10 protein-coding genes, 1 tRNA gene and 2 pseudogenes are annotated in these 12,392 nt (G+C 33.4%); 10 read left to right on the forward strand and 3 right to left on the reverse strand.

What is annotated here, in order from left to right; translation table 11 throughout:
• Positions 1 to 150: 150 nt before the first annotated feature.
• A complete protein-coding gene (gene dcd, locus wTpre_RS01000) occupies positions 151 to 708 on the forward strand; it encodes a dCTP deaminase (RefSeq protein WP_068651304.1) in 558 nt (185 codons plus the stop codon).
• A gap of 61 nt (positions 709 to 769) precedes the next feature.
• On the opposite strand, the gene wTpre_RS06220 is transcribed toward dcd, so the two are convergent.
• The 3 genes from wTpre_RS06220 to wTpre_RS01010 form a co-directional block, all read right to left on the reverse strand.
• Positions 770 to 1,015, reverse strand: a complete 246-nt coding sequence (locus wTpre_RS06220) for a hypothetical protein (RefSeq protein WP_245609484.1) — start codon at positions 1,013 to 1,015, stop codon at positions 770 to 772.
• 301 nt (positions 1,016 to 1,316) lie between these two features.
• Entirely contained in the window at positions 1,317 to 1,568 is a 252-nt protein-coding gene (locus tag wTpre_RS06225) for a hypothetical protein (RefSeq protein ID WP_245609485.1), read from the reverse strand.
• Between the two features lie 271 nt (positions 1,569 to 1,839).
• Positions 1,840 to 3,075, reverse strand: a complete 1,236-nt coding sequence (locus wTpre_RS01010; RefSeq protein WP_068651306.1) for a metallophosphoesterase family protein — start codon at positions 3,073 to 3,075, stop codon at positions 1,840 to 1,842.
• Positions 3,076 to 3,265: 190 nt separating this feature from the next.
• Here wTpre_RS01010 and wTpre_RS01015 point away from each other — a divergent pair.
• From wTpre_RS01015 to wTpre_RS01055, 9 genes and pseudogenes are all read left to right on the forward strand, one after another.
• A tRNA-Leu gene (locus wTpre_RS01015) sits at positions 3,266 to 3,353 on the forward strand.
• Positions 3,354 to 3,373: 20 nt separating this feature from the next.
• Positions 3,374 to 4,459, forward strand: a complete 1,086-nt coding sequence (locus wTpre_RS01020; protein ID WP_068652574.1) for a GTP cyclohydrolase II — start codon at positions 3,374 to 3,376, stop codon at positions 4,457 to 4,459.
• Positions 4,460 to 4,531: 72 nt separating this feature from the next.
• Positions 4,532 to 5,212: a VirB8 family type IV secretion system protein gene (locus wTpre_RS01025; RefSeq protein WP_068651308.1), complete on the forward strand. Its 681-nt coding sequence runs from the start codon at positions 4,532 to 4,534 to the stop codon at positions 5,210 to 5,212.
• Complete coding sequence (gene virB9 / locus wTpre_RS01030; RefSeq protein ID WP_179945529.1) at positions 5,199 to 5,990, forward strand: P-type conjugative transfer protein VirB9; 792 nt, start codon at positions 5,199 to 5,201, stop codon at positions 5,988 to 5,990. Before wTpre_RS01025 ends, virB9 begins: the two co-directional genes overlap by 14 nt.
• 16 nt (positions 5,991 to 6,006) lie before the next feature.
• Positions 6,007 to 7,518, forward strand: a complete 1,512-nt coding sequence (locus tag wTpre_RS01035; protein WP_068651310.1) for a TrbI/VirB10 family protein — start codon at positions 6,007 to 6,009, stop codon at positions 7,516 to 7,518.
• Between the two features lies 1 nt (position 7,519).
• Positions 7,520 to 8,512 (forward strand): P-type DNA transfer ATPase VirB11, encoded by a 993-nt coding sequence (gene virB11, locus wTpre_RS01040; RefSeq protein ID WP_068651312.1) that lies wholly within the window; start codon positions 7,520 to 7,522, stop codon positions 8,510 to 8,512.
• 30 nt (positions 8,513 to 8,542) lie between these two features.
• Positions 8,543 to 10,516, forward strand: a complete 1,974-nt coding sequence (locus wTpre_RS01045) for a type IV secretory system conjugative DNA transfer family protein (protein ID WP_068651314.1) — start codon at positions 8,543 to 8,545, stop codon at positions 10,514 to 10,516.
• Between the two features lie 145 nt (positions 10,517 to 10,661).
• A pseudogene (locus wTpre_RS01050) lies at positions 10,662 to 11,493 on the forward strand (P44/Msp2 family outer membrane protein).
• Between the two features lie 226 nt (positions 11,494 to 11,719).
• A pseudogene (locus tag wTpre_RS01055) lies at positions 11,720 to 12,392 on the forward strand (helix-turn-helix domain-containing protein); the annotation flags it as partial.

A 12,392-nucleotide genomic window follows, 5' to 3' on the forward strand; every position in this document is an offset into this window, starting at 1 on the left:
ACTGATATAGGTGTGGCTAAATTTAAATTAGCTGCGTAAATTTACTTTGATTTACATGCACTATCAGTTCTATGCAATAAAGCCATTCTGGTTTACATTTAAATTCTATTACATATTATTATAAGTATTACAAAACTTTAAAGGATAATTATGGCAGTTATGTCAGATAAATGGATAAGGGAAAAGGCTGAAAGCTCTAAAATGATAGAGCCTTTTTTGAATCATAAAAGCAGTAAGGGTGTTGTATCTTTCGGATTATCATCTTATGGCTATGATGCAAGAGTTAGTAATAAGTTTAAGATTTTTACTAATGTTAATTCAGCTATTGTAGACCCTAAGAATTTTTCTGAGAATAGTTTCATAGATAAGGAAACAGATGTATGTATAATCCCACCAAATAGTTTTGTACTTGCCAGCACGGTGGAATATTTTCGTATACCAAGGAATGTACTGGTAATTTGTGTTGGTAAATCAACTTATGCAAGATGTGGTATTATAGTAAACGTCACACCTTTAGAGCCTGGATGGGAAGGTCACGTCACACTTGAATTCTCTAACACTACTCCACTTCCTACAAAAATTTACGCTAATGAAGGTGCATGCCAGTTTGTGTTTTTAAGCGGCGAAAGTGAATGCGAGAAATCATACGATGATATGAAAGGAAAATATATGAATCAACATGGTATCACTTTGCCATTAGTTAAGTGATTACTTTAGATAGAGCTAGATATTGATTCTTTGTATTGAAGATTAGCAAAATTTTCTTTTATTAGTTCATCACATTTTTATCACCTAAAACTGTACGTGCAGAGTGATTTTTAAATGATTCTATAAAGCTAATAAAGAAATTTGTAGAAGGATTACTTAAAGCTTTTGCAACTTCTTTTTTTTCTTCATCATTGGCAAGCTGATTAAATAATTCTTCACCTTTTTTTTGTAGCCCATTTTGAAATTCTTGTTTTACATTAGCCTTATCCGCTCTTTGCAAGAAGGAAAACTCTTCAAAAGTGTACAAGGACGAGACAATACTGTTAAAGGTACCAGTAAAACATGCACTGCCAACAAGTACTCCTTATTCTGTTTTTAATTCTACTAAATGTTTAACCAGTTGATATTTTCTCTGTGATATGCTGGTATTAATATCTATACTGTTATCAGTATTTTTTTATTTTTATCCTTACAAGCTTTCCAAACCAAACTTAAAACTTGCTTCAATCTTAATCCACTTCCACTATGTGAATCAGGTTCATTTTTTTTATACGCTTTAGGCACTCAAGTGCATGTTTTTGCTCATCTACTGTAAGTTGATCTTTTATCTACAGCTTTTGTGTGCCATTTGCTATGCACTCTAACTGATCAATAAATCCTTCTATTTCCTTTATAAACTTATCATCAACATAAGGCTCGCCATAGTTTTCTTTTAGCTTTTGAACGTTAATATTAATTGCATCATTTACATTAGTATCATGCGTTGTTTGCGGGATACGTGCTGCCTCTATAAATGCTTCAGTTCTTTGATCTAACCATTCTGGTAATTTACCTCCTGCAAGAACATATAGCTTAGTCAATGCTTGAGCGACTAGAGTTAATGCTAGAACAAGAACAATAGATGCTATTAGTAATACTACAGCTAAAACAATGACTAGCTACCTCATAGGGGCTAGTAAAATATCTCTTAATTTTGATGTTCTTTGTATGTTACCTGGTGTATCTATTACCACTGGCATAATTAATTAAATAGTCTCACTGTCGTCATACACAAGAATTTTAGTTGTTTTTGTTGCTATGAGTTTTTTTTAAGCTCAGCACGTTTTTCTGTGTCCTTAAATAGTCCTAATTTTAATTTGTTTTAAGTTTAAAGTCTTTCGTTAGGTTTGCAGAATATATTTCCTTATTGTCTTGGTTATAGAAAGTAAATTTGTGATCGTCTAAACCTAATATTGCAAAGCCAAAGCCGAAAAAGTTTCTAACTTCGTGTGCTAAGTAATTTTTACTATTTGGATAGTTAAATTCTACGTTTTGATAAACAGGTTCTTGATCTTGAGCGTGTAATAATGCACCGCCGTTTCCAACTATAATCTGATCTGGAACACTATCCATTAATAAAATCTGGGCTATATGAATGTGGCCAGAAACTATGGTAGCAACATTGCTTGGAAATTTATCTCCAAAAGCTTCAATTTGTGTAAGATTACCATGGCTTTTTAATGTCAAAAGTTCTTTTTTTGGAGATCTCCAAAGTGGTTTATGAGTCAAAAACCACGTGGTCTTATCCTGTATCAATTTATCAAACTGCTTCTCAAAAGCATTAACTGTGCTTTGGGTTGTCAAAATTTCCTCACCGGATGAAGAGTCGAAGATAAAAAACTTCATCGGCCCAGCATCTAAGAACCAACTGGAAATAAGATCCTCACATTTTTGAGGGAAAAAGGGGTATGAATCTAAATATCTGAACCATCCTTCATAAGCTCTATTACAACTCTCATGATTTCCACGAATAAAAAGAAAAGGAGATTGTGTTAAAATATCTTTTGCAGGCTCAAACCAATCAGCGTACCAAGCTTCTTTACTATATCCATAAATATCGCCGCACTTTTTTGTGTTTCTACATTTTGTTTGTCTATAATGATAATCACCAACGTGGATAATTAAATCTGGTTTATGAAAAGCGATTGAATCCAAATTTTTTTTCAAAGGCCAGTTATCTACAGAATTACATTCTTGCTGAAATAACATATTTATTCTACATCCTGTATCACCAATGAAGGCAATTTTACTGATCTTTTCAGCTAATACGGGAACTTTTATATTGTCAATACTAATGTTTTGAGCATTTGTTTCTACTATCAGTTCACAAACTGTTTCGGTATTGTTAATTGAGCTGCGAATTAGCATTTCTACTTCCTTATTATCGACGTAAGCAATGGGACACATATTATTGTCTATAATCGCACGTATGCTTAATTTATTTTCTGGAATGATTTGAGACCATGTGTACAATATTTGTGCATGAGTGGGGTAAAAGCTAATTGCAAGAGATAGAACTAAAAAAATGAAGATATTAGCTATTTTCATCTGTATAAAGACCTAAATTAAGAATTAGTAGTAAGATTATCTTAAATGATTAAAGTTTGTAACCATAAAATTCATAGTTAAATTATACAGGAATTTCCTAAATTATCCTAGTATCAGATTGACACTTTAGATGAAAAATCCTAAAATGATGAAGTAATTTAAAGTAATTATATAGAAAATAGAATAAAGTGCGGTCGTGGTGGAATTGGTAGACACGCAGCGTTGAGGTCGCTGTGGCTCACAAAGCCTTGGAAGTTCAAGTCTTCTCGACCGCACCAGGTTGTTTGGTGTAGGTGAAATGTTTATAGGAAATCAAAGTAGAAATAAAGTAGAAAGGGCCATCAGTGAAGTCAGGCGTGGTCTTCCAATTTTAATATATGATAATAAAAATAACTATTTATTGTTTGCTGCTGCTGAAACTTTAGAAAAAAAATTATTTAGTCAATATAAGCTTATATCAGGTAATGTGTATGTTACTTTGACTGCAAGTAAGGTAAAATACATATGTCAGAGTAAAGAACATAGTAGTAAACGTCTATTGGTAAGAGATTTTGATGAACTACTCCATTTAATAAACTGTTCAAAGGAAGATTGGATAAAAGAGTTGCAATGCTCAAAGACAATAGATGAGTATGCTATTGCCTTGCTTAAGTTCTCAGAATTATTGCCATACGCGTTAGTGGCTGATATGACTTTTGAGAATAAACATGAAATGCGAAATTGGTGTGAAGAAAATGACATTATTGCACTAAATACGTTACTTGTGAATGATTTTCAACAAAATCATAGTGTGTATGAAGTGTGTAAAACATCATTATTTTTAAAACAGACTCAAGAAGTAGATATCATATCTTATAGAACCAAAAGTGGCGGAAGAGAACATTATGCAATTATCATTGGCAATCCAGATAAAGATAATGAGCCATTAGTGAGAATTCATTCTTCATGCTATACAGGAGACTTATTAGACAGCTTATCATGTGATTGCAGAAGCCAGTTACATCAAGCGATTCAAATAATGACCGACTTTGGGAATGGCATTATATTATACTTGATGCAAGATGGGAGAGGCATTGGTTTAACTAATAAGTTAAGAGCATACAGTATGCAAAGAAAATATAATCTTGATACTGTTGATGCAAACAGAGTATTGGGTTTTGAAGATGATGAAAGGAGCTTTGCTGTTGCAGCTAAAATACTTAAGAAATTGAACATTAACAAAATACAGTTACTTACAAACAATGGTAGAAAGTTATCAGAGTTGAAAGATAACGGTATAGAAGTTACAAAGTGTATACCACTTATTATGGAACGCAATGAATATAATGATTCATATATGGAAACAAAATTTGGCAAGTTAGGCCATGGATTAAGGGTTTATTAGCTTTTTTGTTATAGCTACTTTGTTAGCTTGCTATGTTAATTAATATGAGTTGAGATTTTTAAGAATATTGAGATGCTGAAATTTTTTAAACAAGAAAAAAGTAATGAGTCATTGGATAAGGATATAAATTGGAATTCAAGTCGCTATAGCACAATTATTGCTCAGAGAAATACTTTACTTTTATTTACATTAATGTTACTAGTTGCAATTTCTATAAGCATATTAGCTATATTTAAAATTAGCACAAGTAGCACTATTGAGCCATTCGTTATAGAAATTGATAGAAAGTCAGGAATAGTGCAATTGGTTGATCCTGTTACAGTAAAACAATATTCTGCAAATGAAACGCTGAACGATTATTTTATTTCAGAGTATATAAAAGCAAGGGAGGTTTTTGACCCGTATAATTATAATTATAATTATTATACAAAAGTAAGGTTGTTTTCTTCGCCTAGTGTATATAGTGAATTTAGCAAATATATAAAATCGCAGAATATGAATGACCTTTTGAATTTATATTCAGATGCTAAAGGTGAGTTGAAAATTCGTTCAATCCAAAAATTAGGTAACGATGCTCTTCAAGTGAGATTCTCTATAGAATTTACACGAAAAGATGGAAATTCCTCAAGGAAAAATAAGATAGTTGTGATGTCATATAAATATGCATCGCTTGAAATGAATGATCAGCAAAGATATATTAATCCGTTAGGGTTTCAAGTTATTTCATATAGAGTAGATGATGAATATGTGTAGGATATTGTTAGTTTTGGCTTTATTAATAAGTGGCAACTTAAATGCATCCATTAATAATAAACCTATTTCTGTAGATAGTAGAATAAAGACTTTTGTATATAGCCCTAATGAGGTGTTTACAGTAGTTTTTAGTCAAGGTTACTATTCTTATATAGAGTTTGCAGAAGGGGAAAAAGTCAAAAATATTGCTGTTGGCGATGCATCAAGTTGGAAAATTAATCCTTATGATAATAAACTGCTTGTCATGCCATTTGAAGTCAGTAGTCGCACTAACATGATTATTACGACAACTAAAAAGAGAAATTACATTTTTGATCTAATTTCAAGACCAAATTACGATAAATACCCAGATACTGATGCTAAAAAAGTCGATCATGATTATTCCCTTGAAAAGGATATATCTTACGTAATACGTTTTTATTATCCTCAAGAAGAAGATGAATTTGATATTGATTTAGATGAGGTTTCTTTACCTACTCAAATGCAATACATTACAGAAAAGCCAGAAAAAATAATACAAGAAAATAGTACGAGGTACAACTATACATATATTGATGAAGGTGGTAACGTAGATATAGTTCCAATTGAGTTATTCGATGATGGTTATTTAACCTATTTAAAGTTTAGAAATAGTAATAAAATTCCTCAGATTTTTATAGAAGGCGAATCCTGTAAAAGGCTGTTATTTGATGATTATGTTGTAATAAAAGGAGTACATAAAAAGCTATTAATGCGTTATCAAGGTAGTGAAGTTGAAATTATAAATAGGTCACTTTAGTTGTGGTACATATAATATGAGTAAAGAAAGGCATAATAGTGTAGAAGATGAATCAGAGATAGAAAGCAAGATAGTAACAGTTGGCTCTAATCAAGGTTATAAGGCATTGATGATAGTTGTGGTGGCGCTCTTGGTTAGTGGAGTGTACTATCTTTATTTTAGTCCTTCTGATAAAGAGGTTCCAGAGATTGTTAAAAAAGAGGAAATAAAGCAAAACATTCAAGAATTGAAAGGAAAGTTAGAACAAGTTCCAGATAATGAAATAGTTTCCGAAAGAGTAGTAACTGATCTCTTGCCGCCCTTACCTTCTCTTCCTGTTCCACAAGTCATACCAGAAGTAAAACAAATCAAAAAAGAGGAAGTGACGAAAAAAGAAGAGCAACTAAAAGAAATTCCCTTGTCAAATATACCTATTTTACCAAAGCAAAATTTTCCTTCTGGTAATGTTACGAGCAATTTGCCTACTTCATTTCCTACAATAGGGGGTGGAGGTTATCCTAGAGACAGACGTAGTGCACAAATGTTAGCAATTTCAGGTGGTAGTGGGGAAGGTAAAGCTACAGATACTGTTTTATCCAATACCTCAGCACAATCGAGCAAAGCTACCAAAGCTGGAAAGCTTGGTTTAATGATTATTCAAGGTAAAGTTATTGACGCTATTCTTGAAACTGCAATAAGTTCTGACTTACAAGGAATGCTCCGTGCTGTTGTTAGTAGAGACGTTTATGCAGAAACTGGTGATACAATTTTAATACCAAAAGGTTCAAGGTTAATAGGTGGTTATTCATTCGACTCAAATGTTGCAAAAGCCCGCGTGAACATAAATTGGAGTAGGATAATTCTTCCTCATGGTATAGATGTTGCTATTGAATCATCTGGTACCGATGAGCTTGGAAGGGAAGGGATAGCTGGAATAGTTGATAATAAAATAGTAAGTGCATTATTCTCTTCAGTAGCACTTGCCGGTGTTTCGATTGGTTCAGCTATTGTAGGAAAAACAGTCTCTAATCTTGTTGATGTGCTAACTGCCATGGATGCAGAGAAGTCTATTACTGCAACTGAAATAGATATTTCTTCTCTCAAAGGGGCTATTGTTGAGAGATTGGAGAATTCTATAAAAACTGAAGTTGAGAGGATAGGGGACGAAAAATGGAAATTGGGTATTATGGCTATTAAAAAAATTCAAAATGCTAAAAGTGATCAGGATTTGCTGAGAATAATAAAGGAAGAAATAGTAAGTGTGATAAAAAGTTCTGGAGCTAGTGGAGTTGATGCAATTACTAGTGACAATATCGGTATAACTTTAGACGATGTACGTCAACTGTTGATGCAAACTCAGAAAAGAAGCAAATCTATTTATGATGAAGTAATAGGGAAGTCAATCAATGATTTTTCCAAAGATATACGAAATATAGTTGATAGAAGTGTAGATAAAAAACCAACTCTTTATGTTAATCAAGGAACTGCATTGAAAGTATTTGTTAAACAAGATATAGTATTTCCTCCACAGTCAATATTAAATAACTAAAATGAACTATGCTGCACTTGATACATATTTGGAGCCATTACAAGGCATATTTCAAGAGGAAGGTGTAAATGAAATATCAATAAATAAACCGAAGGAAGTATGGATTGAAAATCGCGGTGAAATAAGATGCGAAAAGTTAGAAATATTTGATCTTAATCATTTAAAATCTCTTAGTAGGTTGATTGCTCAAGCTACAGAACAAAAACTGAGCGAAGAGACACCGCTGCTTTCAGCTACATTACCAAATGGTTATCGTATACAGATAGTGTTTCCTCCAGCATGTGAGCCTGATAAAGTAGTCGTTTCAATTCGTAAGCCTTCTTCTATGCAATTGGCATTGGATGATTATGAAAAAATGGGGGCTTTTTCTGAAACTGTTATAGAAGCGACCGATAATCCAGTCGATCTTCATCTAGATTTGCTACTGAAACAAAAAAAAATAAAAGAGTTTTTAGAACATGCTGTAATAAGTAAGAAAAATATCATAATTAGTGGTGGAACTTCCACTGGTAAAACCACTTTTACTAATGCTACTTTGCGTACTGTTCCATCTGAAGAAAGAATTATTACTGTTGAAGATGCAAGAGAGATAGTTTTGGATGATCATCCCAATAGAGTCCATTTAATTGCTTCTAAAGGAGGGCAAGGCAGGGCAAAAGTAACCACTCAAGATTTGATAGAGGCATGTTTACGTTTAAGACCAGATAGAATAATAGTTGGTGAGCTGCGTGGAGCAGAAGCTTTTAGTTTTCTTAGAGCAATAAACACTGGCCACCCAGGGTCAATATCGACTCTTCATGCGGATAGTCCGGCAATGGCTCTTGAGCAAATAAAACTTATGGTTATGCAAGCAAATCTTGGCATTCCCCCAGATCAGATCATACCATACATTAGAAATGTAATTGATATTGTTATTCAACTTAAAAGGACCAGTGGTGGAAAAAGAAGCATTTCTGAAATATTATTTACTAGATCTTCAAATGAAAATACTTAAATTTATACATAAGTTAAGAAAAAACAGTTTATGAGTAATGGAAATCACCTACGCAATATTCTCATAGGAGGTGTAGTATCTTTTAGCATACTTGAATTTTGCTTCTATTTGTCTGGTATATTATTCTACCTGTTTGTTGACGGTCCAGATGGTGTAGATTTTAGAGCAATTAATCCTAGCTTGACACCTTTTCCTCAAGCTCTCTGGCCGACAATTTTTGATCATATACAATATTGTTGGCACCGTCCAGAGCTATATAGCTTTGAGCTCAAAATTAAATTAGTTGTATCTTCTGTACTTCCTCAAATTGTTTTGATGATTATTTTATGGAATGTCAGAGAAAGACTAATTGAGTGGAGGCCATTTAAAAAGAAAGAATCACTTCATGGAGATTCACAGTGGGCATCAGAGAAAGACATACGAAAAGCGGGATTAAGAAGCAAAAAAGGTCTATTGCTTGGTAAAGATAAGAGAGGATATTTTATTGCTGATGGGTTTCAGCATGTATTGCTCTTTGCACCTACAGGCTCTGGTAAAGGTGTTGGTTTTGTAATTCCTAATTTGTTATTTTGGAATGATTCGGTAATTGTGCATGATATAAAATTAGAAAACTATGAAATAACAAGTGGTTGGCGAGAGCGACAAGGACAAAAAGTATATGTATGGAACCCGGCGCAGCCAGATGGGGTAAGCCATTGTTATAATCCACTGGAATGGATTAGTGAAAAACCTGGACAGATGGTTGACGATGTGCAAAAAATAGCTAACCTAATCATGCCTGAACAAGATTTTTGGCAAAATGAAGCAAGAAGCTTATTTGTTGGGGTGGTACTATATTTACTTGTTGCACCAGAGAAAGTTAAATCTTTTGGTGAGGTTGTGCGTACGATGCGTAGCGATGACGTAGTTTACAATCTTGCTGTAGTTTTGGACACAATGGGTAAAATAATACATCCGGTAGCGTATATGAACATTGCAGCTTTTTTGCAAAAGGCTGACAAAGAAAGATCAGGTGTTGTGTCAACTATGAACTCGTCGCTTGAATTGTGGGCAAACCCATTGATCGATACTGCAACTGCATCAAGTGATTTTAATATTTTAGATTTTAAAAAGAAGAAAACTACAGTTTATGTTGGTCTAACTCCTGATAACTTAACTAGGCTAAGGCCTTTAATGCAGGTTTTTTACCAACAGGCAACTGAGTTTTTATGTAGAAAATTGCCATCGGATGACGAGCCTTACGGCGTATTATTTTTAATGGATGAGTTTCCAACACTTGGAAAAATGGAGCAATTTCAAACGGGCATCGCATACTTTCGTGGCTATCGAGTAAGGTTATTTTTAATCGTTCAAGATACTGAACAGCTTAAAGGAATATATGAAGAAGCAGGAATGAACTCCTTTTTATCAAACTCAACCTATAGAGTAACTTTTGCAGCCAATAATATTGAAACGGCTAATTTGATATCTCAGCTTATAGGAAACAAAACTGTACAACAAGAATCATTAAACAAACCTAAATTTTTAGACTTGAATCCTGCATCAAGATCATTGCATATCTCTGAAATACAGAGAGCATTGCTCTTACCTCAAGAAATTATTATGCTGCCACGTGATGATCAAATAATTTTGATAGAATCTGCTCATCCAATTAAGTCAAAGAAAATTTTGTATTATAGTGATAGCACATTCACAAGGAGGCTGATTAAACCAACACGTGTGCCTACACAAGAGCCATATGATCCAAACAAGGTCTTTTCTGCTGCTAACAAAGATAAGATTAGTAATGAAGAAGAGAGTAATGCTATTGAAGCTGCTGATCATCCTGTTGAAGCTAAAACTGAAGATGCAATATACGATGAGCCAGAGATTGAAAATGGATTTGAAGACGAAGATATTGATGATAAATTTGAAGGTGGTGATGGTTTTGATGATGAGGAAGATGATGATGAATTTGAAGATGAGGACAAACTAGACGACAATAAAATTAAGGATAGAGGTTAATTTTACCTATTTTTTAGTTTAGAAAATAGTTATTTTTTCATATTAAATCATTTTAAATTAATTAGTACTATACTGACTACTTTAACTAGAGGGATAGTCATGGTGAGTAAAAAAAACATTAGCAGTTACGACACTTGCTTTATTATTGTCACAACAATCTTTTGCAAGTAAAACAGGAGGATTTTACTTTAGTGGTGGATATTACGGTCAATATTTGAACTTGGGTAAGTTAAAAGTAAAAATTGGAGGCAAAGATGCTACAGATGATAATCGTGTATCTATAAATGACATAGACGCTCAGAGAACAGAAGGTCAGTTAATAAGTAAGTATAAAGGAGATTATAACCCACCTTTTGCTACAAATTTAACATTTGGTTATACAGGAGAACTAGGCAATAATAGCTATAGAGCTGAATTGGAAGGGATGTACTCTTATGTAAAAGTAGATAATGTTGGTTTATCAAGTAACTGTTACGTATCTCAAAGACGTTGGTGAGAGTGCTAATAAAAAAACTTATATGTATAAAACTGTAATTAATCATGACCAGGTAGAAAATGCATCTGTAATGGCAAATGTTTATCATTATTGGAAAAGTGATAGTTTCTCTTTTTCTCCTTACGTTGGTATTGGAGTTGGTGCAACAATAATGACGATTTTTGAAGAATCGTCAATAAGACCTGTAGGTCAATTGAAAGCTGGCTTTGATTATCGTATAAGCGAAGATATAAATATGCACATCGGATATAGAGGTTTTGGTGTTTTTGGTAGTAATGTTGATTTTGAAGCAGAGGTGTTAGGAGAAATAAAAGCAAAGCAACAGGTAAACCCAGATGGAAAAGAGGTATTAGAATTGAATAAAAGTCAAAAACCATCGGACCAGAAGTTACGCAAAGAAAGTATCAGTATAGGCAATCAAGTATTTCATACACACGGTATAGAAGCTGGTCTTACTTTTCATTTTGCAAGCAAAGCTTAACTCTGATGGAGACCATTTTCCTGGTAGCACGTCTGCGTCACACGACTGTAGCTGCTAACCAGGTGATAAGTTTCTCGTTATCTAAATATTTTCTTTCTTGTAATTCAGGCTCTTTTTTTTCTCAGTTCTAGGGTATATGGCTGTAACAACAATATGGTTTTTTGTAACAGTTTAGACCTGATCTAACAGACTAATGAAGTAAGATAAAAATATAAATAAATTATAAATGAGTGTCAGAAATGAGTACAACACAAGAAAAACACTAGAACCAAAGTTGGGGTTACTAGAACTTGCAAAGCAATTAGGAGATGTATCCCAAGCGTGTAAAGTAATGGGGTATGCAAGGGATACATTTTACCGCTTCAAAGAGCTATATGAAACAGGAGGGGAAAAGCATTATATGAGATAAACAAAAGCAAACCATTACTTACCAATAGAGTACCAAAGGATACAGAAGAAGCAGTAGTTAAAATAGCAGTAGAGTTTCCAGCATATGGACAAGAAAGAGCAGCTAATGAATTAAAGAAAAAAGGAATTCTAATATCTGCTAGTGGTATAAGGTCAATATGGCAAAGAAACGATCTCGAAAATTTTAAAAAGAGATTGAAAGCCCTGGAAGCAAAGGTGGTCCAAGACGGTATAATTTTAACAGAGGAGCAAGTTGCTGCTTTAGAAAAAAAACTAAGGAACAAAAAGAAGCCAATGTTAGAAACAACACCCTGGATACTTAGGTAATCAAGATGCCTATTATGTAGGCAATATCAAAGGTATTGGAAGAATTTATCAACAAACTTTTATTGACACCTACTCTATAGTGGCCTTCGCTAAGCTTTATACGGAGAAAACTGCTATCACAGCTGCAGATCTTCTCAATGATAGAGTTATACCATTTTTTGATA

It is taken from the genome of Wolbachia endosymbiont of Trichogramma pretiosum (assembly GCF_001439985.1).
GTDB lineage: Bacteria > Pseudomonadota > Alphaproteobacteria > Rickettsiales > Anaplasmataceae > Wolbachia.

Coding starts and splice junctions, on each gene's coding strand:
- virB11 (WP_068651312.1), top strand. CDS start 7,520: ATGAACTATGCTGCACTTGATACATATTTGGAGCCATTACAAGGCATA.
- wTpre_RS01035 (WP_068651310.1), top strand. CDS start 6,007: ATGAGTAAAGAAAGGCATAATAGTGTAGAAGATGAATCAGAGATAGAA.
- wTpre_RS01020 (WP_068652574.1), top strand. CDS start 3,374: ATGTTTATAGGAAATCAAAGTAGAAATAAAGTAGAAAGGGCCATCAGT.
- wTpre_RS01010 (WP_068651306.1), bottom strand. CDS start 3,075: ATGAAAATAGCTAATATCTTCATTTTTTTAGTTCTATCTCTTGCAATT.
- wTpre_RS01025 (WP_068651308.1), top strand. CDS start 4,532: ATGCTGAAATTTTTTAAACAAGAAAAAAGTAATGAGTCATTGGATAAG.
- virB9 (WP_179945529.1), top strand. CDS start 5,199: ATGAATATGTGTAGGATATTGTTAGTTTTGGCTTTATTAATAAGTGGC.
- dcd (WP_068651304.1), top strand. CDS start 151: ATGGCAGTTATGTCAGATAAATGGATAAGGGAAAAGGCTGAAAGCTCT.
- wTpre_RS01045 (WP_068651314.1), top strand. CDS start 8,543: ATGAGTAATGGAAATCACCTACGCAATATTCTCATAGGAGGTGTAGTA.